This is a genomic window from Rhodococcus sp. SG20037, from assembly GCF_031763325.1.
Taxonomy (GTDB): domain Bacteria; phylum Actinomycetota; class Actinomycetes; order Mycobacteriales; family Mycobacteriaceae; genus Rhodococcus_F; species Rhodococcus_F qingshengii.
Genome location: NZ_CP134497.1, coordinates 4,916,631 through 4,940,155, shown reverse-complemented (window position 1 = coordinate 4,940,155; position 23,525 = coordinate 4,916,631). Strand labels below are relative to the sequence as shown.

Sequence of the window (23,525 nt, the reverse complement as noted above, 5' to 3'; positions counted from 1 at the left end):
TCGAGAGCGCTGCCGGTCAGTGAGAACATGGGGACATGACGGATACCGAGGCTCGGCGCACCGGCCCGCGCAGGTGGCGTGGGCAGGAACCGGAAGATCGCCGCGCCGCGCGCCGGACACAGCTGATCGAAGCCGGGTTGCAGATCATGGGTACCGAGGGAGCGGCCGCCGCGACCATGCGTGCGACCTGCCGCGAGGCCGCGCTGACCGAACGGTACTTCTACGAGAGCTTCGCCAACCGTGACGAACTGCTGGTCGCCGTGCTCGACGAGGTCGTTCTCGGTGCGCGTGACACTATTCTGGACGCTCTCGAGGCGGCGCCTTCCGAACCGTCGGCCCTGATCCGCCACGTGGTGAAGGCCTTCACCAACTACGTATTCAAAGATCCTCGACGTGGACGCATCATGTTCGTCGAATCCCAGGCGGAACCTGCGCTGTGGGATCGAGGGCGAGAATTGATGGCGGAGTTCACGAATCCGATTTCCGCGTCGCTCGAGCTGATGTACGGCGGCGAGGCAACCGACTCCGCGAACTCCGAACTCAATTCGGTGGGGCTGTTCGGTGCCCTCGCGTTCATCTATCAGGCGCACACCCCGTCCTCCAAGATCTCTCGAAAGCGTTTGGTGGAGCACATTTCGCTCATGGTCGAGGCGCAGGCGACGGTCAACAGCACGCCCGCGAGAAAAGAATGACGTCCGCGTCGGCCACAGGCGGAAGGCGTCTCGGTCCCGAAGACCGGCGTGAGCAGATCATTGTCAGCGCGGCAAAGGTTTTCGAGGAGAAGTCTTTTGCCGACGTCTCGATGACCGAGTTGGCCAAGGCGGCTGGGGTCGGACGTCCGCTGCTCAATCATTACTTCGGCTCCAAGCGGGAGTTGTATCTCGACGTCGTGCGGCGGTTCGTCTTCATTCCCGAAGTGGCGGTGGACCGCATTCCGCGATCGGCGAGCCAGGAGAAGCGGATCGGCGCCGTGATCGATCGGTGGCTCGACGTCGCCTGGCGTCATCGCGACATGTGGATCTCGACAGTCATGTCCGACGACCTCCGCCGTGATCCCGAGATGGATCGGATCCTGCAGGATGCTGACGACGTTGCTGCGCGACGCATGATGGATGCGCTCGAGATTCGACCGAGTGAAGGCAGCGAGGCTGCTGTTCATTCGATGATCGTGGCGTACGGAGGCTTGGCCAAGGCTGCCAGTAAGCAGTGGTTGGTGACGGGAGCGCTCGACCGCGAACAGGTGCACCTTCTGCTGGTACGCAGTTTGCTCGCCATCGTGCGTGACGTTCTGCCGGCGTGCGAGGCGGATTCCTGATTGCTCAGAGTGATCTCGCCACGAGGTCCTTCATGACTTCGTTCGATCCGGCGTAGATTCGCTGAATACGAGCGTCGGCATACATCTGAGCGATGGGATATTCGAGTATGTAGCCGTACCCGCCGTGTAGTTGCACGCAGCGGTCGATCACGGCGCACTGCTGATCGGTGAGCCAGTACTTGGCCATCGCGGCGGTAGTCGCATCGAGCTGCCCGGCAAGGTATTTGACGATGCAGTCGTCGATGAACGTTCGTGAGATACGAGCGATGGACGCGCACTCGGCAAGTTCGAAGCGCGTGTTCTGCAGATCGAAGAGCTTTTGCCCGAACATGTTTCGGGATTTGGTGTACTCGACGGTGAGGGCGGCTGCACGCTCCATTGCCGCAGTGGCTGCAACTCCGCAGATCAATCGTTCGGGCAGTAGCTGCTGCATCAGCTGGGCAAACCCTGTGCCTTCGCGGTCCCCGAGCAGGTTTGTTGCAGGCACCCGCAAGCGGTCGAAGAACAGCTCGGTGGTGTCCTGGCCCTTCTGTCCGACCTTCTCGAGTATTCGCCCGCGCTCGAAACCCGGTGTGTTGTCATCGACCTCGGCCACGATGAGCGACACTCCACGCGCTCCGAGGCTGGGATCGGTCTTGGCGGCAATGATCACCAGATCACAATTGCGACCGTTGGAGATGAAGGTCTTTGCGCCGCTGATCAGATAGTCGTCACCGTCGCGGACGGCTCGGGTGGTGATGTTCTGCAAGTCGGATCCGGTGCCGGGCTCGGTCATGGCGATTGCGCCCACCCACTCGCCACTCACCAGCTTCGGTAGCCAGCGCAGTTTGTGCTCGTGATCGGCGTAGGCATTGAGGTAGTGCGGCACGATTCCCGAGTGCACGCCGAGTTGGAGTGAATGATCACCCGCCATGACCTGCTCGTGGAACAGCACGGCGTCGTGCGCGAAAGTTCCTCCTCCGCCGCCGTACTCGGTGGGGATCGACATGCCGGCGAGCCCGAGCGCCCCGAGTTCTCGATATGCGGATTTGTCGGGAAAACCTTGGGACGCGAAGCGTTTCTGATGCGGTGTGACGTGTTTGGCGAAGAAGTTCCTTGCCAGGTCGGCCACGGCCTCCAATTCGTCGTCCATCCACGGGGACCGTCGTTCTGCGGTCCGGGTTGCGGTAGATCCTTGCGTCATCGTGATTCTCCCGATCGATGAAGTGCGACCCGCGAGCGGATCCGACTCCACCTATCATCCACACTGTTGACATAGTGTCAATAAAGGGGTGGTCGAATCGACCTCCGGACCCGCCTCGAATTCCACGTCGGCCGCCCGCAAGAATGGGACGACACAGACACGAACAGGCCGGCGCGAAGGATGGGCAGTGGACCCCGAAGAAACATCAGCGGGTCACGAGTCCAACCTCCCGGCTCCGCGGCCGGCGCGCAGCGTCCTGTTCGGATTGCCGCCGGTGGGAAACAGGTACCCCGGAGCGGTTCGCGTCGCCCTAGCCCTGGCGATTCCGGCGGCCATCGCCACACTGCTCGGATTCGGGTCTGCTTCGCTCCTGGTCGGCCTCGGTGCATTTGCATCGATCTACGGTGAGGGTCGTCCGTACCGGAGCAGGTGGAAGGCAGTCGGTATCGCTGCGACGGCGCTGACGATCCTGTCCTTCGTCGGGGCATCGGTGGGTGAGCCCGTCCACCGAGCCATCGCCGAGGGAGCGCCGACGGTGCTGCTCGTCTTTGTCGTGCTGATCATGGCCGTCGTGGTGTCGACCTGCGCCTTCACCGTCGACGCGCTTCGATTGGGTCCACCGGGCGCGTTCTTTCTGTTGCTCACCACCGAGATCAGCTCCGTGATCGCCACTCCCGGCCAGCCGCCGGTCGAGGTCGCGATGTGGACGGCAATCGGTGGGATCAGCGCGGTGGTCGTCTCGATGACGGGAATCCTGTGGGCACCGAGAGCTGTCGAACGCAGCGCTGTACAGGCAGCCGTCTCGGCCGTTGCGGAGTACACGGACGCTCAGGCGACGTACGCCCCACCCGAACTCACGCGAGACAAACGCCACGCTGCAGCACTTCGGCTGCACGACGCGTGGCAGTGCCTCTACCGCGGCGCAATCGTCGGGAAAGACCACCCGTTGACCCGTGAACTCGAACGAGCGCAGATCTCGATGGCCAGGGCGATCTCCGACGACCACGATCCGGAACTCATGGCCGACCCCGCGTTCGACGTCGACGACGTCGGTGCTCACCCGCCTCTGCCCGACCCGACGATCCGATATCGGTTCCTCCGCGCCTGCAATCGGTCCAGCCGAGCGTCGGTGACGGCACTTCGGCTGTCCATTGCCTGTATGGCGGCGGGAACCCTCACCGTCCTGCTCGGCATCGATCGCCCGGACTGGGCGGTGATCGCCGCGGCGATGGTCCTTCATCAAGGACCGGATCGAATACTGGGCACCTATCGCGGAATCCACCGCATCGGCGGAACCGTCCTCGGGTTGATTCTGTTGGGTGCCATCTACTCCTGGAGTCCGACCGGTCTGTGGTTGGTGGCGGTACTTGCAGTCCTGATGGCGGGGATCGAGCTGTTCCTGGTGCGGAATTACGGGATAGCCGTCATCTTCATCACCGCCCTCGCGATTCTCCTCGGCGCGGCCGGTGGTGCGCACGGGACCGTCCGACATCTGATCCTCAGCCGCATGCTCGAGACGGCAATCGGCGTCGTCGTGGCGTTGGTGGTCCTGTGGACGGTGGGGCGCGGTGCGCATCGACGCACTCTGATCTGGGTCGACGAGCGGGCGGGTAGCGTCCTGTTCAAGCTGCTGACCGAAATTTGCGCGAGGCACTATGCACCACAGGCGAATTGGTCGGAGCTTTCGGAGCTTCGTCGGGACCTGGACTTCGAACTGCGAGGTAGCGCGATGGCCGGGATCGACGCCGCCCACAACGAACCCGAGTGGGCGTCGCAGCAGTGGAGGACGCACACCGAATTGCATCATCTGGGATCGGATGTACTGCACCGACTGTGGTTCGGCACGCAGGTGTCCAGATCACACCTCGAGGAATGGGAGTCTCGCTACTTGCGTTCGGGTTCGGTGTGATCGAGCATCGGCACAGCGCTGAACTTGGCTGGATTCGCAATGTCGTAGGCTGCGCACACAACTCCGTCGCGGACAGTGAAGCCGGCAACGCGAGCGGCGAACTGCGGGTACTGGTCGTCCCCCGGTGAGCCGGCGAATACACCGCCGAGCTGTCCGTTGACGAGAACCGGTGACATCGAGAACACCGCTGCCGGTCCGTACTTGCGGGCCAATCCCAGATAGAACCGCGCGACACGATCGCTGCCGCGCACAATGTTGACAGCCGTGCGGGTAGTTCCGCCTGCGTCACCGATCAGGACGGCATCGGGATCGAGTGCACCTATCACGGCGTTCAGATCTCGACTCGCGATAGCCGTCACCAATCGCTCGACGGCAGCAGCATGCTCCTCGCTACTGACCGGGACCGGCGCCGACGCTGCGGCTTTACGGGCCCGCGAGGCCAACTGACGGGCAGTGGCTACTTCGATGTCGAGGATGCGCGCAACCTCGGCGAAGGGCACGTCGAAGCCGTCATGCAGGACGAAGGCAACGCGTTGAGCGGGAGTAAGGGTGTCCAGGACGACGAGGGCAGCAAAACGATTCTGTTCCTGCGTCACGACGTACTCCAGCGGATCGGGTGTCGCTGAGGGTGTGCCCGAGGTGGCGTCGACGGGCGTGACGATCGGCTCCGGAAGCCACTGTCCGACATAGCTTTCTCTTCTGACCGCGGCCGATTTGAGATGATCGAGGCAGATCCGACCGACAACAGTGGTGAGCCATCCGCGCAGCTCGCGGATCTCGAGGTCGCTTCCTTGTCTCGATTGTGCGACTTGCAAGCGTATCCATGCCTCCTGCACCGCATCCTGAGCGTCGCTGAAACTTCCGGTGAGACGGTAGGCCACCGACGTCAGGTGGCCACGGTGTTGCTCGAAGTCCTGCGCAGTCGTCGGCGAAAGCATGCCCTCATGATACGGACCTCACACATTAAATCCGGCATGAATGTAACCGTTGACCCAGGTAGTGGGTGCCGACGTATGGTTTCGGCACTGCTCACGGCTCGATCCTGTCTGCACATTCATTGGAGTCTCACGTGTTTCGGTCTTTCCCGCTCATGTCGCTCAACTGTTGTCGTTGAACTGACATTCCCACACCTGCCTGTGCCGAGCGCCGCACACGGCGCTCCGGACAGGTGTAGCCGAGAACTGAACCAATCATCTTCTACAGGAAGCAACTTCATGATTCGCCCTCGTTTCGCGCGCTCGGTAGCCGCGGTCGTCGCTCTTGTCACTCTGTCCAGTTTTGCCGTTGCCTGCTCGGGCTCCTCCGACGAAGTGGTCAAGACCGCCGACGGCAAGACCGTCCTGCGGTACGAGGGCAGCACCGGACAGGTCATCTACCCCGAACTGGCCGCTGACCTCGGCTACTTCAACGACGTGGAGCTCAACTGGATCGGCGATACGACCAGCGGCCCTCAGAGCATTCAGAACGCAGCGACCGGTCAAACCGAGTTCGGCGGAGCGTTCAACGGGGCGGTGGTGAAGTTGGCTTCCGCGGGTTCACCGATCACCTCGGTCATCGGGTACTACGGCTCGGACAAGGAGAGCTTCAACGGGTACTACGTACTCGACGACAGTCCGATCAAATCGGCGAAGGACCTGATCGGCAAGAAGGTCGGGATGAACACCCTCGGTGCGCACCACGAGTTCGTCGTCCGTGAATGGCTTGCGCGGCAGGGACTTACGCCGGACGAGATCAAGCAGGTTGAATTGATCGTCGTTCCGCCGGTCAACACGGAACAAGCGTTGCGGCAGGGACAGATCGACGTCGCCACCCTCGGCTCGGTCTTCCGTGACTCCGCGCTAGAACGTGGTGGCCTTCGTGAGCTGTTCACGGACGAATCGTTGTTCGGCTCGTTCACCTACGGCACGTTGGTGTTCCGTGACGACTACATCGCGCAGAACAAGGAGGCGGTCGCCGATTTCGTGCAGGGAACAGCGAGGGCCATCCGCTGGACGCAGACACACCCACGAGAAGAAGTGGTCGCGAAGCTGACGTCGATCATCAACAGCCGCGGACGCAACGAGGACACCAAGCTCATCAGCTACTGGAAGAGCCCGGGGGTCGCCGGTCCAGGCGGAACGATCACCGATGCCGAGATCAGCACGTGGATCGACTGGCTCACCCGTAACGGCGAACTCGAAGAAGGAAAGTTGAAGCCGTCGGACATCTACACGAACGAATTCAACCCGTACGCCAACGGAACGTATTCACCCGACAGCGGCGCTGACGGACAGGCACTGGAGGCAGCAAAATGAGCACAGAACCGAAACTACGGCTCGAGCACGTCACCAAACAGTTCGACATTCGTGGGACCGACGAAGTTTTCACCGCGGTCGAGGACATCAACATCGACGTGGCGCCGGGGGAGTTCCTGGTCCTCGTCGGGCCGAGTGGTTGCGGCAAGTCGACTCTGCTGGACCTCCTCGGAGGACTCAGTTCGCCCACTTCCGGTCGAATCCTTCTGGACGGCAAGCAGATCACGGGCCCAGGCTTGGATCGGGGAATCGTCTTCCAGCAATACGCGCTGCTTCCATGGCGAACTGCACGTCACAACATCGAGTTCGGACTCGAAGCGAAGGGCGTGAAGAAGAGCGAGCGACGCGAGCTCGCCGAGCATTACCTCGAACTGGTCGGTCTGCAAGGTTTCGCGGATCGCTATCCGCACGAGTTGTCCGGTGGAATGAAGCAGCGAGTCGCGATCGCCCGCAGCCTGGCATTCGACCCCGAAGTGTTGCTGATGGACGAACCATTTGCAGCGCTGGACGCACAGACGCGAGAGTCGCTGCAGGACGAGCTTCTGCGCATCTGGAAGGCCACCGGCAAGACGATCCTGTTCATCACCCACGGAATCGACGAGGCCATCTACCTCGGGCAACGTGTTGCAGTACTGACTTCGCGCCCGGGGCGCGTCAAGACGATCGTCGACATCGACATCGACCGGTCCGGCGACGACGTGCGATCAGGTGAGGAGTTCCGTGTGTTCCGGCACCGGATCTGGACGCTGCTGCACGGTGAAGTCGAGCGCGCTCGGGCCGGCGAACTCGATCCTGCCAAGGAGGTTGCACATGTCTAGCGCATTGGCGACGCCGGAGGTGGTCGCCACCCCGAAACCGTTGGCCGACAAAACACCTGACGTTGCGCAGCGGAGCCAGGCCGGCGGCAAGGCGGCGCGCTACATTGGTTCCACCGCCTGGCGGATTGCCAAGCCGTCGATTGCGATCGCGATCTTCCTCGGGATCTGGGAAGCGGCACCTCGGCTCGGGCTGGTGGACAAGGTCTTCCTCCCGCCCTTCACCGAAGTTGTGTCCGCATTCTTCACCCTCGCCGAGAACGGACAATTGCAAGAGCATGTTTCCGCCAGTCTGACGCGTGCGCTGACCGGCTTCTTCGTGGCCATCGCGATCGCGATTCCGTTGGGAATTGCGATCGCCTGGTACCGCCCGGTCTCCGACTTCCTCAACCCGATTCTCGAATTGTTCCGCAACACAGCAGCCTTGGCGCTGCTTCCCGTCTTCGTGCTGATTCTCGGAATCGGTGAGGAATCGAAGATCGCCCTGGTGATCTACGCCTGCACCTTCCCGATCCTGCTCAACACCATTTCGGGTGTGCGCACGGTCGATCCGCTGCTGATCAAGTCCGCTGCCTCGCTGGGGTTCTCCTCGATTCGGCTGTTTCAGAAGGTGGTTCTGCCCGCCGCTGTTCCCACGATCTTCACGGGTATCCGCATGGCAGCCGCGTCGTCGATTCTCGTGCTGATCGCCGCCGAAATGGTCGGGGCCAAAGCCGGTCTCGGGTATCTGATCACCGCTTCACAACTCAACTTCCAGATCCCGAACATGTACGCGGGCATCGTCGCGATCTCGTTGTTGGGTCTGACAATCAACGCGATTCTGGTCCTGATCGAACGTCGGCTCTCGCGCTGGCGCGTCACCACCTGACCACACATTCACGGAAAGATTCTGCGAACTCATGTCCGAACGACAATTTCATCTGAACGCCTTCCTGATGGGCGTCGGCCATCATGAGGCGGCGTGGCGCCACCCACGCACAAACGCGGCCAACCTCCTGGACGTCAAGCACTTCCAGGAATTGGGGAGAATCGCCGAGCGTGGAAAGCTGGACTCGGTGTTCTTCGCCGACGGTCTAGCAGTCGGCCCGCGGGTCAAGTACAACACCCAGGCGATCTTCGAACCCGTCACCTTGCTGTCGGCGATCGCTGCGGCCACCGACAAGGTGGGACTGATTGCAACCGCGTCGACCAGTTACAGCGATCCGTACACTCTCGCAAGGAAGTTCGCTTCCCTCGATCACATCAGTGGTGGACGAGGCGGGTGGAACATCGTGACGTCGGCCGGCGCCGACGAGGCCGCGAACTTCGGCCTCGATGCGGTACCGACGCACAGCGGTCGTTACGAGCGCGCCGAGGAGTTTCTCGACGTGACGCTCGGACTCTGGGACAGCTGGGAAGAGGGGGCAGTTGTCCTGGACGAAGAGACCGGAATCTTCGCCGATCCTGATCGTGTCCATCGCATCGACCATGACGGTCAACGATTCACGGTGGCTGGCCCGCTCAATTCGCCGAGGTCTCCACAGGGACGTCCGTTGCTCGTGCAAGCCGGTTCCTCCGAGAGCGGTAAGGACTTCGCGGCGAAGTATGCCGAGGCCGTGTTCACCGCTCAACGAACACTCGAGCAGGGGCAGGATTTCTACACCGACCTCAAAGCGCGGCTGATCAAGTACGGGCGTAGTCCCGACGAGATCAAGGTGCTGCCAGGCATCGTTCCCTTCATCGCGGATACGGAAGAAGAAGCCAAGGCACTGGAGCAGTCGTTCACGGATCTCATCTCACCTGAGTACTCGCTGCGCCAACTCTCGAACATGGTGGGCGTCGACCTCACCGAGCATTCGCTGGATGCCCCGTTGCCCCCGTTGCCGGACATCGATCGCATCCAAGGAAACAAGAGTCGATACCAGCTCGTCAAAGACCTTGCGGAGAGCGAAAACCTCACCGTCCGTGAACTGATCGGCAAACTCGGCGGTGGCCGTGGGCATCGGACATTTGCCGGGACACCGGAGCAGGTCGCGGACGAGTTGACCGAATGGTTCGACAAGGGCGCCGCGGACGGCTTCAACATCATGCCGCCCTATCTGCCCGGAGGGCTCGAGGTGTTCGTCGACCGGGTCGTGCCGATTCTGCAGGCGCGTGGGCTCTTCCGGACCGAATACACGGAATCCACCCTGCGGGGTCACTACGGCCTCGATCGTCCGGCGAATCGGTTCTCGCGGGCCGCTGACGCGGCAGAAGTGAGCGCGTGACGGAAACACTGCCCAAGGAACAGCCGGCGATTGCCGGTCTCAAGCCACTGGTCACAACGGTTTTCGTACCGGCGGCCATCTTCGGGATCGGTCAGGGTGCGGCTGCCCCCATCATGGCCGTCACCGCGCGCGCCCTGGGTGCCTCGGTTGCCGTCGCCGGCCTGATCGTTGCACTCGGTGGTTTGGGCGCCGTACTCGGTGACCTCCCCGCCGGCAGGATCGTGTCGCGTTTCGGTGAGCGCAGGTCGATCATCGGCGGAAGTTCCTTGGGTGCAACAGGAGTGGTGATCTGTCTCCTTGCGCAGACTCCGTGGATGCTCGGTATCGGCGCACTGTTGACCGGATTGGCGAATGCGGTGTGGGGCCTTGCGCGGCAGAGCTACCTCGCCGAGACCGTGCCACTCGGTCTACGGGCCCGAGCAATGGCGTCGTTCGCTGCGATGTGGCGGTTGGGTTTCTTCCTGGGACCGCTCATCGGGGCCGGCGTGATTCTCCTGGTGGGAGCGCGCGGAGGATTCCTTGTCCAGTTGGTGGGCGTCGTGCTCGCCGGGGCGCTGATGGCCCGCGTTCCCGACCCGCCACGAAAGGTGCAGGCAGGCAACAGCGATCACGGACACGTTACGCTCCCGGAGATCCTTCGCCGTCATCGTGCCGCTCTGTCGACGCTCGGGACAGGCTCCCTTCTGATGGGCGCCGCCCGCGCTTCGCGTGAGGCCGTTCTTCCATTGTGGGCATTGCACCTCGGATTGGATGCAGCCCAGGTGAGTGTGATCTTCGGTATCGGTGCGGCCGTGGACCTGCTGTGCTCGTACCCGGCCGGACACATCATGGACCGATACGGCCGCAGGCTGGTCGCGGTGCCTTCGCTGACGGTGATCGGTGTGTCGTACCTACTGTTGCCGTTCTCGACGGGTGCAGTGGGATTGACCGTGGTCGCTGTCGTGATGGGGATCGGCAACGGGCTGGGCAACGGCGTGATCATGACCCTCGGTGCCGATATCGCCCCGCCCGAAGAACGCGCCGAGTTCCTCGCTGCATGGCGATTGACTCACGACACCGGCATGTTCGGTGGGCCGCTCGCGATCGGTCTACTCGCCGCGGTGCTCCCACTCGGGTGGGCATTCGCCGCTCTGGGCGCGACGTCGTTCGCCGGCGCGGCGATGATGTTCCGCTTCATTCCGGTCTACTCTCCGCGGGTGTCACCCCGGTCGCGCGTCGGGAAACTGTAGGTAGGCTCGCTACATGCGATTCGGACTGTTCGTACCTCAAGGCTGGCGTCTGGACCTGGTCGGCATCGACCCCGCGAAGCAGTGGGAGGTGATGCGAGACTTCACGCTGCGCGCGGAGGCAGGGCCGTGGGAGTCGGTGTGGGTCTACGACCACTTCCACACCGTTCCCCAGCCGACGGAAGAAGCGACTCACGAGGCGTGGACGTTGATGGCCGCACTCGGTGCGTCGACCTCGCGTATCCGACTGGGCCAGATGTGTACCGCCATGAGTTACCGAAACCCGGCGTACCTCGCCAAGGTCGCCGCGACCACCGATCTCATCACGGGTGGACGCGTCGAGATGGGCATCGGCGGCGGTTGGTACGAGCAGGAGTGGCGTGCGTACGGCTACGGTTTCCCCTCTGCCGGTGAGCGTCTGGGCCGCCTCGACGAAGGAATCCAGATCATGCAGCAGGCGTGGTCGACCGGCAGCTCGACGCTCGACGGCAAGTACTACCAGGTCGACGGAGCGCTGTGCCGTCCACTTCCGTTGCAAGAGGGCGGAATTCCCATCTGGGTTGCCGGTGGCGGCGAGAAGGTCACACTCAAGATCGCGGCCAAGTACGCGCAGTACACGAACTTCGACGGCACCCCGGCCGGCTTCGCGCACAAGTCCGAAATCCTGAAGAAGCACTGCGACACCGTCGGTAGCGATTTCGACGCCATCGTCCGTTCGGCCAACTACAACGTGGCCATCGGCGCGACGGAATCCGAGGTGGCTCAGCGGTTGGAGACACTGAAGGCCCGACTGACGCCGTTGGTCGGCGAAGCTGCCGCCGATGCGTCGCTCGATGCGTTCCGCGGAATGCCTGCCGTGGGTACGCCCGAGCAGATCATCGAGAACCTGTCGGCGCTCGCGGCGCAGGGACTCGAGTACGGAATCTTCTACTTCCCCGAGGCCGCGTACGACACGTCGGGAATCGAGATGTTCGAGAAGGAAGTGCTGCCCGCGCTCGCGTAACCGTTGGGGCTAGCGCAGCGAGTCAGGAAGATCGGCCGGGTTGATCAGAACCCGGCGATCGGGGTGGGTGCGAACTTCTTCGGAATCGGGAATCCGGCTCTGCAGGAAGTTCCACTCGCTCGCACTGACAGCAGCGATCGCGCGTGCCAGCACTGCCGAGTCCTTGGTCCCCCACTCGATCGGCATGGGACTGACCATCTGCCACGTGTCAGCCTTGCTGCGGGTGGAACGATCCGAACGCAGTGCGACCGACGGAATGCGGTCGCCGACTCGCCACTTCGGATTGAGTCGAACGTTGCGGCTGACGAGCGCGTACTGCGGTGCTCCGGCCGCCGGCTTCGCGATGTCGATCAATGCCGTCAAGGTCGCCGCTCGAGGGTGAACCTCGGTGACGATCGCGGGAACCAGTGGGTTGTCCGCATACAGAGATTCGACGCTTCCCACCTTGCGAGGTGCCCACACGGCAACCCACAGGGAACTGGCCGCACCGATGGCGAGGACTGCGCCGATGATGATGGACCACACCTCGCCCATGCTGATCAACCAGGCCCCGACCGCGGCGAGGACGATCGCGAAGATCACCGCAGAAATCTGCAGGCGGCGTACATCGGCCAGTGTGTCGTTGACCGACTTGGCGTGAGCCTTGTCGACGGTGAACTGGAAGTCAGCCACGAAAAATTCCTTCGGTGGTGCCGGACGATCTAGGACCGGCCCCCGATCGCCCGGGGACCGTCCACCAGGGTAGCTAGTTTCGCGCGCGCTCCCACATCTGCAGGTAAGCCTCGGCGCCGCGGCTCATGTCCTCGATGATGGTGTCGCCGTCGGCTCCCGCGGCGATGCGCATGTCCGCGATCCAGTCGGGAATCATCCCGTACTGCGCCACGCCTTCGGTGTTCACGTCGAAAACCCGGGTGCCGGCGCGCTGCTGGTCCATGACCGTGCCGTCGAAGGCGGTGTACGGATATTGCAGCGGATTTTCTGCGGCGTCGCCGCGCGGTGCGGCCTGCGGCCCGAAGCCGTTGGTGTCGGCGCCGTAGCCGAAACCGAAGTAGTAGTTCTCGCTTCGCATCGCCCGTGCGTCCCGCCACTGGTCGATGAACCCACGCTCTTCGGGCTTTTCGTCCGATGCGTCGAGTTGTCCGGCGTACAGGGCGACAAATCCGCCGAGTGCGTAGATCCGCTTGTACAGGCTCGGGTCGCTCCAGCTGTGACTGGAAACGACGCCGGAGTAGTTCGCAGCTTCGAGAATATCGAGAGCCGCTTCGGCGGTCTTGACGCTCATGTGATCGATGTCCACGATCATCCCTCGGTCCATCAAACCTCGGATCGTGTACGCGCCGAGGTCGGTCAGGCCGTGCGAATTGCATTGCGGACCAGAGGGGTACACCGGAAGCGTCACTCCGGGTGGGAGTACCGCGAGAAGATTCTGTGCGCCGTCGACCTTGGTGGGCAGCACATTGTCCTCGGCAACGCCGGTGCATGGTTCCGACTGCCAGAACTCCCCGGTGCCCAGGTAGTTGCCGATATTGACGGCCACTCCGGTGACGCCGCCGTCGAAACGGGCACCGCCGAGGGCGTTGTCGAACTTGTGCGTGACGATCATCTGCCGGACACCGAGGTCGTACAACTCGTCCAGGCCGCGGTCGATGTCGTCCTCGGTGCACTGCGGAATACCGTTGCGCACAGAGCAACCGAAGGGTTCGGACACCTCCACCCCGAGGGTGACGGCCAGCTTTCCGTCGGCGGCCACCTGCCTGGCCTGTTCCGGCGAGCTCACGATGCGGAACCAACCCCGGCCGGGACCGCCGTACTGGGCGTCGATGTAGTCCTGGAGTTCGCGTGTCTGCTGCGCCTGGATCCGGACGGTCTCCATCTCGTCACAGGGATTTCGCTTGCTCGGATACAGCTCGCACAGGACACGATTGGCGACAAAGAGATTGGTGAAGATTCGCAGCCCGCCACGCCAGGCCCGCTCGACCCACTTGTAGTACGTCTGCTCGTGCGTCAGTGAATCGTGCGCCGGCCAGTCGGCGAAACTCGGCCAGCCGGTGGTGTCGTGAGTTTCGAAGGGATTGCCGTACGACAGAACGTTTTCGAGGAGCGCCGGTATCCCGTCAGGTTGATGGTCCGGGCAGTCGACGAGCGCTGCGGTGACGCCCTGAGGATCGAAAGGTCGGCCGCAGTGCAGGTTTCCGCCCATGAACTCGGAAGCATTCATGTGCACGTGTGTGTCGATGAATCCGGTGACTTCACCGTTCGGTCCGATTTCTCCCGGAACGCCGTTTGCGCCCACCTCCGCTTCGGGGAAGTCGGCGCAGCCGTCGCGCGGGATCAGCGTGAACGCAGATTCGGGAACGTCACCGGGATCGGACATCGTGAGCATCAAGTCGCGCGAGATCAGTTGACGGCCGTTCGAGGTCGCGGTCAGAACGAGCGATTCACCGGTGGACATCACGGTCCAGTCGGTGGAGGGAGTTGCTTCGGAAGTGGCGAGTACCGAGTCCGCGCCGTCGTGCGAGAGCATCGACCCGTCCGGGCCGTACAGCATGAAACGACCCAACTGGGCCGCATGTAGCCGGAACGGTTCGGCGTCTGCGGCTTTCGTTACGTCGGTGAGGTACGCCGACCCGTCACGACGGACGAAATCACCAGACTCGGTGCGCAGCGCGAAGCAACCGTTCGCAAGTGCGTACACCGAGTTCTGCGCAGTAGGAGCAGGACTCGGTGCCGCGGCGCTGACGCCGGTCGCGGCGACGACGACGGCGGCAGTCAGCAGCGAGATGGTTCCGGCGAGCCGACCCCGTAGACGTGGAACTGAGCGCATGGTGCTGGTGACCCCCGGCCGATGGACACGACTGTGACAGGGGACACTCTACAGATAACTGGACGTATGTCCATTTGATTCTGCAACGTGTTGCAGAAATGCTCAGCCGATGGCAGGTCCGAGCAGGTCATCGGCGTCGGTGATCCGATAGGCGTAGCCCTGTTCGGCGAGGAATCGCTGACGATGTGCCGCGTACTCCGCATCGAGAGTGTCGCGCGAGACCACCGAATAGAAGTGAGCCTGACCGCCGTCGTGCTTGGGTCGCAGTAGGCGTCCGAGTCGCTGAGCCTCTTCCTGTCTCGACCCGAAGGTTCCCGAAACCTGCACGGCGACAGATGCCTCCGGAAGGTCGATCGAGAAGTTCGCGACCTTGCTCACCACCAGCGTCTGGATCTCACCGTTACGGAACTGATCGAAGAGGATCTCGCGTTCCTTGTTCTTGGTGGATCCCTTGATCACCGGGGCGTTCAGGGCTTCGCCGAGTTCGTCGAGCTGATCGAGATACGCACCGATCACCAAAGTCGGAGAATCGGGGTGCTTGGCCAGGATCGACTTCACGACCGCAATTTTCGTGTGAGCCGTCGAGCACAGTTTGTAGCGCTCCTCCGGTTCGGCGACGGCATAGGACATGCGCTCGGCGTCCGTCATCGTCACTCGCACCTCGACGCAGTCGGCCGGCGCGATCCAGCCCTGCGCTTCGATGTCCTTCCACGGAGCGTCGTAGCGCTTGGGGCCGATGAGCGAGAAGACGTCGCCTTCGCGTCCGTCCTCACGAACCAACGTCGCGGTCAGGCCGAGACGGCGGCGTGACTGCAGGTCTGCCGTCATCCGGAAGACCGGCGCGGGGAGCAAGTGGACCTCGTCGTAGATCACCAATCCCCAGTCTCGGGAATCGAAAAGTTCGAGGTGCTTGTACTCGCCCTTCGTGCGACGTGTGATCACCTGGTACGTGGCGATCGTGACCGGCCGAATCTCCTTGCGCTCGCCGGAGTATTCGCCGATTTCTTCCTCGGTCAACGATGTACGCGCGATCAACTCACGCTTCCACTGACGACCGGCAACGGTATTGGTGACGAGGATGAGGGTGGTGGCCTTGGCCTTTGCCATCGCTGCGGCGCCCACCATCGTCTTGCCGGCGCCACACGGCAGCACGACGACGCCCGAACCGCCGGCCCAGAACGAATCCGCTGCCATCTGCTGGTAGTCGCGCAGTTCCCAGTGGCCCTCTTCGAAAGCGAGATCGATCGGGTGCGCTTCGCCGTCCACGTAGCCGGCGAGGTCCTCGGCCGGCCAGCCCACCTTGAGCAGCATCTGCTTGAGGCGGCCGCGTTCGCTCGGGTGGACGATCACGGTGTCGTCGTCGACCTTCTCACCGAGCATCGGCGAGATCTTCTTGTGTCGCATCACCTCGGTGAGGACTGCGCGGTCGAGGCTGACCAGGATGAGGCCGTGCACCGGGCTCTTGACCAGCTGTAAGCGTCCGTACCTGGCCATCGTGTCGACGATGTCGACCAGCAGCGGTTGTGGAACCGCGAATCGTGAGTACGACACGAGCGCGTCGACAACCTGCTCGGCGTCGTGTCCGGCGGCGCGGGCATTCCACAAGGCCAGGGGAGTGATGCGATAGGTGTGGACGTGTTCGGGGGCCCGTTCGAGTTCCGCGAAGGGGGCGATTGCCTGCCTGGCATCGCCGGCGCGCTCGTGGTCGACCTCCAACAGCAGCGTCTTGTCGGATTGGACGATCAACGGTCCGTCGGTCACGGAATCCTCCTAGTGAAGCTAACGCGGCAGCCACAGAGCGTTGCGCCGCGTTGTCGGCTGACGCCAACCCTGCCATTGTCCTGGTATCGGGGCGCAGACGCCAACAGGCGACGCTCGCACAGCCCGAAGTAGAGGTGCCCGAGTGCGAGCACCCCTACGTCAACAGGGCAGGATCGACCGCTATTCCGGGAGGCCCGCGGGTAGTACGAGGATCTTCACGTGTTCGTCGGGTGCGCGCAGAGCTGCGAAAGCGTCCGAGACTCCATCCAGACCGACCCTGCCGGTGATGATCGCTTCGGCGTCGATCTCGCCGTCGGCGAGCCTCTGCAGGGTGATGTCGTAGGCATTCTCGTAAGGACCGTGACCGAAGTTGATCGAGATCCTCCGGAACTGCCCGACGACGGGAATGATCGTCTCGTCGCCGAACGGCGCAGCCAGAACCTGAATCTTCGAGTTGAACGGCAGAGTGTGCATCAGTTCTCCGATGACTCCCGCCCGGCCGCTGCATTCGTAGGCGATCAGAACTCCGTTCGCGGCCTGACCGACAAGCTGGTTGCCTTCGGCGATCATTCGATTCCACAGTTCGATCGGATCCTGCTCGGCCGGATCGACGACGATGTCCGCGCCCATCTTCGCGGCGAGCTCGCGTCGTTTGGGGGAGGGCTCCGACGCGATGACGATCTGCGCTCCGCGCGCTTTCGCGGCGACGATGGCGCCCAGTCCGATCGTTCCGCAACCGATGACGAGCGCCGAATCGGCCGAGGTGAGGCCGGACTGTTGGAGGTGCATCTCGCCGACGTGGAGAGGTTCGGCAAGTGTGGCGTGCTCGAGTGACAGGTGGTCGGGAACTTTGCGGACCCAGAACGCGTCGACGACTATGTGATCGCCGAACGCGCCGCGGTACTCGTTCGAGTAGCCGATGATCGTCGGGATCCCGGTAGCGGTGTCGGTGGCCAAGCCGATGCCGGCCACCCGATCGCCGATCGCGAAATCGTCTACTGCAGAACCGGTCTCGGAGAGGATACCCGCGTATTCGTGCCCCAGCACCACTGGCGCGTCCGGATCGAAGGTGGCGAGCGGGTAGCCCCCGTCGTGCGCGACCTGAACGAAGCGGCACGGGTCCTTCGACATGCTCAGGTCACTGCCGCAGATCCCGCAGGCGACGACGTCGATGCGGATCTGATGGGGTGCCAACGGCGGCGGGTCGGCGATCTCGGTGACCGCGAATTCTCCCTGCTGGAAACGGACGGCCCTCATGCGCGCACGGCTCCCGTCTCGGCCGGCCGGCCGTAGTAGTCGGTATGGGCTTTGGTGATCGCTCCGACCAGCCCGCCGATCAGGTACTCGCGATTGTCCTCGGCGAACTGCATGCTCGCCTGACGCCCCACATTTCGCTTCCGGAAGTGCGGGACCACCTCGGAGGCGAACAATTCGTAGCTGCGTTTGGTGTCCTCCCAGCTCGCCATGTCGACGTGAAGGATCAAGAACGTGCCGAACCCTCCCGTCTTCTCGATCAGACGCTCGATCTGTGCGATCGCATCTTCGGGGGTACCGATGATCGCCTGACCGAACTCGCCGAGCGTGTCGTTGCGCCACTGATCGATGACTCCGGCCGGTGTATCTGCCCAGGCCGGGTTCTGGCCGGTCTGTCGATTCACGTAGGAAGCCATCGATCCGATCCGCCGGCTCACGGCGCGCTCGGCCTCGGCTCGGGTCTCGGCGATGAACATCGGATTGACCACACGCCACGTCGCTCGGTCGGCGCGGTGGCCGTGTTCGGCCGAGACCTTCTCGTACACATCCCAGTTGCGATCCAGTGCGTCGAAGCCGCTGGGTGAACTCGCCGCCAATGAGAGCAGGGAGAGGCCGTTCTTGCCTGCGAGCACCGAACCGTTGGGGGAAATCGTGGACGCTGTCACGGTCTCGATGCCGTCCGCGCGATAGGTGGGCAGCTGTGCGCGTGCGTCACGCAACGTGAACCAGTCGGTTTCCATGTTGACGACCTCGCCGCGAAGCAACGCGAGAATGGCCTCGAGCGCTTCGCCCTGGCGACGACGCTGGTCCGACGGGTTGATGCCCATCATGTGTGCATCGAGGGGGATCTTGCCCGGGCCGGTGCCGAAGATGAGCCGTCCGCGGGTCTGCAGATCGAGCTGAGTGATGCGGTCGGCCGTGATCAACGGGTGGTGATAGGGCAGAGACGTCACGCCTGTGCCGAACTGGATGCGCTCGGTTCGCTCTGCGGCGGCCGCGATGAACATGTCCGGGGCAGGCACGATCTCGGCGCCGGTCGAATGATGCTCACCCATCCACGCTTCTTCGAATCCGAGGTGGTCCAGGTGTGTCATGAGGTCGATATCGCGTCTGAGTTGCAGGGCGGGATCGGCGTCGAGCGGATGGTACGGGGCGAGGAAGGCTCCGAAGCGGATGGACGATGCGGACCACACGATGACAACTCCTGTCGACAGGGGAGTGATTTGGATCACTCGCTCTGATCGAGATGTCTAACATGGATCAACTGATCCAATAAGTTGAGCCTCCCGCACAGTGGGAGATTTGTAATCACCTGTAGTTCAACGTTATCTGGTGCAATGACGTCGGATATCGTTGTTGCGAGTCGATCGACTGAACCAAGTACTTTCCGAAGGAGTATTGAAGAGGTATGCAACTGGACGTCACAATCACCCCCGACTCCTCGACCGTCGAACTGAACAGTGTCGACGACTTCACCAGTCTCTCGGTCGTCTTTGGCGGCGACGATCGATCCGAGACTCTGAGTCGGGTACTGGAACCGTGGGGGGAACTCGAGGGGGATCACGTCTGGCTCGACATCGGCCACTTGGAGCAAGCCGTCGCTGCCCGGATCGGAAACACCGAGTGGAGACAGAAGTTCTCCGCGATGGTGGTCTACGCACGCGCCCACGGCTGGGTGGATCGCGACAACAGGGTGCGAGCACACCGTGAATCACTCTGACTCCGCGTTCGCCACGGTTGAGACGTTTGTCGAGCCCGTGCGAAGCTCGTTCGTATGACCGACTCCCGGCAGAACCGTCAAGGCGACGCGACGCGTCTGCGTTTGCTCAAAACTGCTGAAAGGCTTTTCGCGACAGAGGGATTGGATGCAGTTTCGCTGCGCTCGGTCAACGCCGCGGCCGGTCTCGGGCCGTCATCGGTCCACTACCATTTCGGAACCAAGGACGATCTGGTCGCAGCGGTGCTGTTGGACATGGGAACGTCGGTGCGAGATCAGATCAGCGCGAACGTCGACGCCCTCTCCGCCGACAAGACGCCGCCGACGGTGGAGGCGCTGGTACGGGCCGTCACTGCGCCCTACAAGGCATTGCTCCTTCGCCATCGCACGCGGGGAATGCGATGGATCAGAATCGTCACGCAGATCTCGCAGCCGCAGATGTCACGACCGGGCCATCCAGCCCTCGAGGCGACCGAGCTGCACCTGCGTGAACATCTCCTCGACCAGGTCCGTCGTACTTTTCCTGCTACCGATCCCGAACGGCTCGAGACTCGCTGGGCGATTGCCTTGATGGGCTTCCTCCAGGCGTTGAGCCGGGCGGACGATTGGAGCGGAAGTGGCAAGCCGCTCGCGCCGGAGCGGCTTGCCGACTTCTACGAGGACCAGGTCGTCTTTCTGGTGGGTGGTGTGCGGCAGTTATTGGGGTGAGCGCCTAATCGATGCGTCTCCTATTTCTGCGCGACCACTGACTTCCGCATTTCCATTACATGAGTAATAGCTTCGGAAATTCCGGACCGGTAACCGATATTCTTTTCGGAATCACCCGGAGTGGAATCAAGCTCCGATTCGAGTCTCGTTTGAATGCGGTCCAGGGTATGGATTGTTCTTTTCACGATGGTTGATTCTCTTTCTGCGGTAAATCCGATAGAAGTATTCCGGATTGCCGAGCGTGTTCGTCGAGGACGCAGAGTGAAGCGAGGGTCATGCCCGCTGCGTACCCGCGCGAGCGTGCGTCAGTTCCTCGATTACGTGACTTGAACAGGTTGAACGTTTCGTGCAGGTGCACGAGGGTGTCGGTGGAGGCAGGCATTGGTCAGCTTCGCAATCAGCTCGTCTTCTCTGGACTTTGCTGTCAGCTCCGCTTCCGCTTACGGATGAACTCGGAAGACTCCGCAGTTTTCGCCCGCTTCTCCGCGCGGCGTTCCTTGATCGACTGGGCGGGTTTCTTCATGTTCTTACCCGGCGCCTTGTCAGCCATTGTCGCTCCTCATTTTTCGAAGTGGCAATCACAAACTGACCTCGACCATACTTCATTTACAGAAAAAAGCCAGTTGCTTCTTTTTTGCTACTTTTTTCCGGAGTCGACGGGGCTGACGGAAGTAATTCGGTGCAACGTGAAACGGCGAACCGCGCCGCTCGCGGGGTCGAAGGCGTCCAGCTGTCCGCCGCCCACGCTGACGGGGTCGACGATGCGATGCGTCGCGACCCCCTGGGCGTCGACGTAGCCGATGTTGACGCTCGAATTGTCTCGGGCCGCCGTGGCCAGCAAGGCGATGGTGGCGGCGTTGTTCTCCCGTGAACCGTCCGTTCGCACTCCGCCGCGGCCGGGGGCGGAAGCACGGTCTCCGGCCCGCATCGTGCGGACCAACGACGCCAGCTGATCCGCCGACGGGCTCGCCGGCATCCTCGACGCCGGTCGGCTGCGACGGTTGGGTACACGTGCCCCACGTGGGCGGAGATCGACCAACGTGCCCGAGGAGTCCTCACCTGCCGGCGCGAATCCGGCGGCTCGCAGCTCGGTCAGGACTTCGCGGAGAGGGGCCTGCGAAATCGCGACGGTGGGAGCCAAGGCGCGCAGTGCCAACGGCTCGGCCACTGCGGATGCGAGGACCTCCGCCAGCAGTGACGCGTCCTCACATCGAATGAACGACGCCGCCACTCCGGCACGCAGTCGTCCGTGTCGACGGGCGACATCGTCGATCAAATACGAAAGTGATTGGGGGACAGGAGTCTTCGATTTCGAAGCGAACATCGCATGCAGTTCGGTGGCCGTCAGACCGGCGTCGAGCGCACGACGCACGCTGTCCTCGCTGATGCGGTACATGGACGCCGATCCGGCCGACTCGATGTCTGCGACCAGGCTCACCTGCTCGAGCAGGTCCGGTACCAGCGGGCCGGGCGCAACCAGAGTCAGATCCGCCTGGACCAGGATGTAGTCGATGGGCTCGGGTAGCGCGGACTGCATTTCGGCTTCGGCGTCCCCGCCGTGCAGCAAGGCTCGTCCAGGTGACGACAACGCGCCGCGGGCCACCAGCCCGAGAGCAGCGGCCTCGTCCAGAGTCCGCTCGATCGCGAACGTCCGCAGGCGCCCGCTCCATCGCGGGCGTCGCCACGCCAGCAGCCGACTTACCTCGACGGCCGATGCAGTCTGGCCGCTGTCGAGTTCGGAGAGCAGCCCCAGAATGGCCTGACGATCTCGCGGAGCCGCCGGAGCGCGGCCCTCCTCGGACAACGCCGCGATGGGCTTGTCGGTGGAATCGCGCAGCCCGATCATCCACGGGACTCGAGGTACGTCGACCCAGGCGGACGCCAGGACCTCCCACCGTCGCGCTGTGGATGCGTTCAGCCAGCCGTCGACCGCGAGCGTGGGCGTCCAGTATTCGTCCGCGTTGTCCGAGACCGGCGCCGGGTCTGGTGTTCCACTGGCGATGAGTCCAGCTGCCGAGAGCAACTCGACAAGTAGGCTCACGCGCGCTTCGTCGAGATCGGCCGTCTTGGCCACGCGTCGTAGTTCTCGAACACCGAGCCCACCGGCTCGCAGTGCGGGAGCCGGCGCTGCGCCCAGAACGGCGATCACGTTCTCGCATTGGCGTACCAACTCGAGCGCCTCGCCGGCTGCTGCGGCGTTCACGTCCGCCGGCTTGAGTTTGTCGCCCCCGATGACAGGTGCGGTCAGCGTCGTCGGATCGAAAACCGGCTCGCCGCGGATGACCTGACGAACCGTCGCCGGAAGCTCGACGGTCTGCTCGTCGAGCCACCGCAGCAGGCCGGCCGCCAGCAGTCGTTGAACCGGGCGCTCAGGCGGCGTTCCGGGGGCAGCGTCGCGGGTGCGACCGATCGGGCTGGAGTTGGCGAGTGTCTCGAGGAGATCCCGCTCGCGGGTGTCCAGAGCGTTGAGCGCAGCCGAGATCTCGGTCTCGGTCATCGCCTCGGCAGGTTCGAGGGCGCGCCCCACACGCCACGGAATCATCCCGATGACTGCCGGGACGACGCTGATGGGATCGACACCCCAGATGAGGGCGGACGCGCGCATCTTCGACAGAGACTTGTCGACGGCCTTCTTGGTGACCTTGCCCTTGCCGGTCAGCGCTCGTTCGGCGATCGCACTGTTGAGCTCCGCCCGCGTCATCGGAGTTTCCTCGGCGCCGGCCAGTGCCAACAATTCGAGAAGACCGAAATCGAGGGTGTCGAGTTCGTCCGCCGCTCGGCTGACCGACGCGCGTTGCTGTGCCCGACCGCTGAGAACCACCATCGTGCTCGGCGGCGGTACGGCCAGATCGGGGCGCAGACGCAGCAACTCCGTCAACTCGGCGTCACTGCGCGCCGAGAGCCAATCGGTCAGACTTTCGGCTGCGGAACTGCCCGCCGGGGTGCCACGTGTTTCGGTCATCAGGTATCAGATTAGAGACCTGGTCTGTACGGCGTAACGGCGTCCTGTCAAAATGACTTCGTGGCCAACAATTCGAAGCAACACTATGTAGATCCAGGATGGCCGGAAACTGCAGACGGAGATCACGCAGTGACCGAATTGTCATCGACCCGCGCAGGTGGACTTTCACCCTTCGGCGAGGACACCACCTTTCCGGTTCCGGTGGAGTCACTTCCTTACGTACACCCGCACACCGTCATCAACCGATAACAACTCGACACGAAGAAGGCCCGCACCGAATCGGTGCGGGCCTTCTTGATGTTCGAGCG

At 63.0% G+C, this 23,525-nt stretch carries 21 protein-coding genes; 12 read left to right on the top strand and 9 right to left on the bottom strand.

Annotated elements, in window-relative coordinates:
* Nucleotides 1-35 precede the first annotated feature (35 nt).
* Both RHP72_RS22580 and RHP72_RS22575 read left to right on the top strand, forming a co-directional pair.
* A complete protein-coding gene (locus tag RHP72_RS22580; RefSeq protein WP_007733534.1) occupies nucleotides 36-692 on the top strand; it encodes a TetR/AcrR family transcriptional regulator in 657 nt (218 codons plus the stop codon).
* The gene (locus tag RHP72_RS22575) at nucleotides 689-1,315 is read left to right on the top strand and encodes a TetR/AcrR family transcriptional regulator (RefSeq protein ID WP_030535343.1); all 627 of its coding nucleotides are present in this window, start codon (nucleotides 689-691) and stop codon (nucleotides 1,313-1,315) included. Before RHP72_RS22580 ends, RHP72_RS22575 begins: the two co-directional genes overlap by 4 nt.
* A 4-nt stretch (nucleotides 1,316-1,319) precedes the next feature.
* Here RHP72_RS22575 and RHP72_RS22570 read toward each other — a convergent pair whose 3' ends face one another.
* Nucleotides 1,320-2,498, bottom strand: a complete 1,179-nt coding sequence (locus RHP72_RS22570; protein ID WP_311093821.1) for an acyl-CoA dehydrogenase family protein — start codon at nucleotides 2,496-2,498, stop codon at nucleotides 1,320-1,322.
* Between the two features lie 187 nt (nucleotides 2,499-2,685).
* Here RHP72_RS22570 and RHP72_RS22565 point away from each other — a divergent pair, with 187 nt between their 5' ends.
* Nucleotides 2,686-4,407, top strand: coding sequence for an FUSC family protein (locus RHP72_RS22565; protein WP_311093820.1), 1,722 nt, complete (start codon nucleotides 2,686-2,688; stop codon nucleotides 4,405-4,407).
* Here RHP72_RS22565 and RHP72_RS22560 read toward each other — a convergent pair.
* Complete coding sequence (locus RHP72_RS22560) at nucleotides 4,383-5,345, bottom strand: sigma-70 family RNA polymerase sigma factor (RefSeq protein WP_311093819.1); 963 nt, start codon at nucleotides 5,343-5,345, stop codon at nucleotides 4,383-4,385. The two genes, RHP72_RS22565 and RHP72_RS22560, sit on opposite strands and share 25 nt — an antisense overlap.
* A 276-nt stretch (nucleotides 5,346-5,621) precedes the next feature.
* Here RHP72_RS22560 and RHP72_RS22555 point away from each other — a divergent pair, with 276 nt between their 5' ends.
* From RHP72_RS22555 to RHP72_RS22530, 6 genes are read left to right on the top strand one after another with little or no spacing between them, the layout of a single operon-like run.
* Complete coding sequence (locus RHP72_RS22555) at nucleotides 5,622-6,701, top strand: ABC transporter substrate-binding protein (protein WP_050654732.1); 1,080 nt, start codon at nucleotides 5,622-5,624, stop codon at nucleotides 6,699-6,701.
* Entirely contained in the window at nucleotides 6,698-7,519 is an 822-nt protein-coding gene (locus RHP72_RS22550) for an ABC transporter ATP-binding protein (RefSeq protein ID WP_003940477.1), read from the top strand. Before RHP72_RS22555 ends, RHP72_RS22550 begins: the two co-directional genes overlap by 4 nt.
* Nucleotides 7,512-8,384, top strand: coding sequence for an ABC transporter permease (locus RHP72_RS22545; RefSeq protein WP_050654731.1), 873 nt, complete (start codon nucleotides 7,512-7,514; stop codon nucleotides 8,382-8,384). Before RHP72_RS22550 ends, RHP72_RS22545 begins: the two co-directional genes overlap by 8 nt.
* A gap of 31 nt (nucleotides 8,385-8,415) precedes the next feature.
* On the top strand, nucleotides 8,416-9,762 hold the full coding sequence (locus RHP72_RS22540) for an LLM class flavin-dependent oxidoreductase (RefSeq protein ID WP_007733520.1): 1,347 nt from the start codon (nucleotides 8,416-8,418) through the stop codon (nucleotides 9,760-9,762).
* Nucleotides 9,759-10,991, top strand: coding sequence for an MFS transporter (locus tag RHP72_RS22535; RefSeq protein WP_311093818.1), 1,233 nt, complete (start codon nucleotides 9,759-9,761; stop codon nucleotides 10,989-10,991). Before RHP72_RS22540 ends, RHP72_RS22535 begins: the two co-directional genes overlap by 4 nt.
* 13 nt (nucleotides 10,992-11,004) lie before the next feature.
* Complete coding sequence (locus RHP72_RS22530; protein ID WP_063315901.1) at nucleotides 11,005-11,991, top strand: LLM class F420-dependent oxidoreductase; 987 nt, start codon at nucleotides 11,005-11,007, stop codon at nucleotides 11,989-11,991.
* Nucleotides 11,992-12,000: 9 nt separating this feature from the next.
* On the opposite strand, the gene RHP72_RS22525 is transcribed toward RHP72_RS22530, so the two are convergent.
* The 5 genes from RHP72_RS22525 to RHP72_RS22505 all read right to left on the bottom strand — a co-directional run bounded on the left by RHP72_RS22525 (nucleotide 12,001) and on the right by RHP72_RS22505 (nucleotide 19,023).
* Nucleotides 12,001-12,663 carry a DUF3239 domain-containing protein gene (locus tag RHP72_RS22525; protein WP_007733514.1) on the bottom strand — a complete coding sequence of 221 codons (663 nt, stop codon included), beginning with the start codon at nucleotides 12,661-12,663 and terminating at the stop codon, nucleotides 12,001-12,003.
* Between the two features lie 73 nt (nucleotides 12,664-12,736).
* Nucleotides 12,737-14,815 carry a peptidase gene (locus RHP72_RS22520; RefSeq protein WP_311093817.1) on the bottom strand — a complete coding sequence of 693 codons (2,079 nt, stop codon included), beginning with the start codon at nucleotides 14,813-14,815 and terminating at the stop codon, nucleotides 12,737-12,739.
* Nucleotides 14,816-14,917: 102 nt separating this feature from the next.
* The gene (locus RHP72_RS22515; RefSeq protein ID WP_003940219.1) at nucleotides 14,918-16,576 is read right to left on the bottom strand and encodes a DNA repair helicase XPB; all 1,659 of its coding nucleotides are present in this window, start codon (nucleotides 16,574-16,576) and stop codon (nucleotides 14,918-14,920) included.
* A 180-nt stretch (nucleotides 16,577-16,756) separates the two neighbouring features.
* Nucleotides 16,757-17,833 carry an alcohol dehydrogenase catalytic domain-containing protein gene (locus RHP72_RS22510; protein ID WP_311093816.1) on the bottom strand — a complete coding sequence of 359 codons (1,077 nt, stop codon included), beginning with the start codon at nucleotides 17,831-17,833 and terminating at the stop codon, nucleotides 16,757-16,759.
* The gene (locus tag RHP72_RS22505; RefSeq protein ID WP_064074070.1) at nucleotides 17,830-19,023 is read right to left on the bottom strand and encodes an LLM class flavin-dependent oxidoreductase; all 1,194 of its coding nucleotides are present in this window, start codon (nucleotides 19,021-19,023) and stop codon (nucleotides 17,830-17,832) included. Before RHP72_RS22505 ends, RHP72_RS22510 begins: the two co-directional genes overlap by 4 nt.
* Before the next feature lie 215 nt (nucleotides 19,024-19,238).
* Between RHP72_RS22505 and RHP72_RS22500 the strand changes: the two genes are divergently transcribed.
* Both RHP72_RS22500 and RHP72_RS22495 read left to right on the top strand, forming a co-directional pair.
* Nucleotides 19,239-19,550, top strand: a complete 312-nt coding sequence (locus RHP72_RS22500) for a hypothetical protein (RefSeq protein WP_166502550.1) — start codon at nucleotides 19,239-19,241, stop codon at nucleotides 19,548-19,550.
* Between the two features lie 54 nt (nucleotides 19,551-19,604).
* Complete coding sequence (locus tag RHP72_RS22495) at nucleotides 19,605-20,255, top strand: TetR/AcrR family transcriptional regulator (protein WP_003940633.1); 651 nt, start codon at nucleotides 19,605-19,607, stop codon at nucleotides 20,253-20,255.
* Nucleotides 20,256-20,679: 424 nt separating this feature from the next.
* Here RHP72_RS22495 and RHP72_RS22490 read toward each other — a convergent pair whose 3' ends face one another.
* Together RHP72_RS22490 and RHP72_RS22485 are read right to left on the bottom strand one after the other, a co-directional pair.
* Complete coding sequence (locus RHP72_RS22490; RefSeq protein ID WP_007733507.1) at nucleotides 20,680-20,805, bottom strand: hypothetical protein; 126 nt, start codon at nucleotides 20,803-20,805, stop codon at nucleotides 20,680-20,682.
* 87 nt (nucleotides 20,806-20,892) lie between these two features.
* Nucleotides 20,893-23,217 carry a helicase-associated domain-containing protein gene (locus RHP72_RS22485; RefSeq protein ID WP_030535357.1) on the bottom strand — a complete coding sequence of 775 codons (2,325 nt, stop codon included), beginning with the start codon at nucleotides 23,215-23,217 and terminating at the stop codon, nucleotides 20,893-20,895.
* Nucleotides 23,218-23,277: 60 nt separating this feature from the next.
* On the opposite strand from RHP72_RS22485, the gene RHP72_RS22480 reads away from it, so the two are divergent.
* Nucleotides 23,278-23,466, top strand: a complete 189-nt coding sequence (locus RHP72_RS22480; RefSeq protein ID WP_019744939.1) for a hypothetical protein — start codon at nucleotides 23,278-23,280, stop codon at nucleotides 23,464-23,466.
* The last annotated feature ends 59 nt before the right edge of the window (nucleotides 23,467-23,525 follow it).

Coding starts and splice junctions, on each gene's coding strand:
- RHP72_RS22580 (WP_007733534.1), top strand. CDS start 36: ATGACGGATACCGAGGCTCGGCGCACCGGCCCGCGCAGGTGGCGTGGG.
- RHP72_RS22575 (WP_030535343.1), top strand. CDS start 689: ATGACGTCCGCGTCGGCCACAGGCGGAAGGCGTCTCGGTCCCGAAGAC.
- RHP72_RS22570 (WP_311093821.1), bottom strand. CDS start 2,498: ATGACGCAAGGATCTACCGCAACCCGGACCGCAGAACGACGGTCCCCG.
- RHP72_RS22560 (WP_311093819.1), bottom strand. CDS start 5,345: ATGCTTTCGCCGACGACTGCGCAGGACTTCGAGCAACACCGTGGCCAC.
- RHP72_RS22555 (WP_050654732.1), top strand. CDS start 5,622: ATGATTCGCCCTCGTTTCGCGCGCTCGGTAGCCGCGGTCGTCGCTCTT.
- RHP72_RS22550 (WP_003940477.1), top strand. CDS start 6,698: ATGAGCACAGAACCGAAACTACGGCTCGAGCACGTCACCAAACAGTTC.
- RHP72_RS22545 (WP_050654731.1), top strand. CDS start 7,512: ATGTCTAGCGCATTGGCGACGCCGGAGGTGGTCGCCACCCCGAAACCG.
- RHP72_RS22540 (WP_007733520.1), top strand. CDS start 8,416: ATGTCCGAACGACAATTTCATCTGAACGCCTTCCTGATGGGCGTCGGC.
- RHP72_RS22530 (WP_063315901.1), top strand. CDS start 11,005: ATGCGATTCGGACTGTTCGTACCTCAAGGCTGGCGTCTGGACCTGGTC.
- RHP72_RS22520 (WP_311093817.1), bottom strand. CDS start 14,815: ATGCGCTCAGTTCCACGTCTACGGGGTCGGCTCGCCGGAACCATCTCG.
- RHP72_RS22510 (WP_311093816.1), bottom strand. CDS start 17,833: ATGAGGGCCGTCCGTTTCCAGCAGGGAGAATTCGCGGTCACCGAGATC.
- RHP72_RS22500 (WP_166502550.1), top strand. CDS start 19,239: ATGCAACTGGACGTCACAATCACCCCCGACTCCTCGACCGTCGAACTG.
- RHP72_RS22495 (WP_003940633.1), top strand. CDS start 19,605: ATGACCGACTCCCGGCAGAACCGTCAAGGCGACGCGACGCGTCTGCGT.
- RHP72_RS22490 (WP_007733507.1), bottom strand. CDS start 20,805: ATGGCTGACAAGGCGCCGGGTAAGAACATGAAGAAACCCGCCCAGTCG.
- RHP72_RS22485 (WP_030535357.1), bottom strand. CDS start 23,217: ATGACCGAAACACGTGGCACCCCGGCGGGCAGTTCCGCAGCCGAAAGT.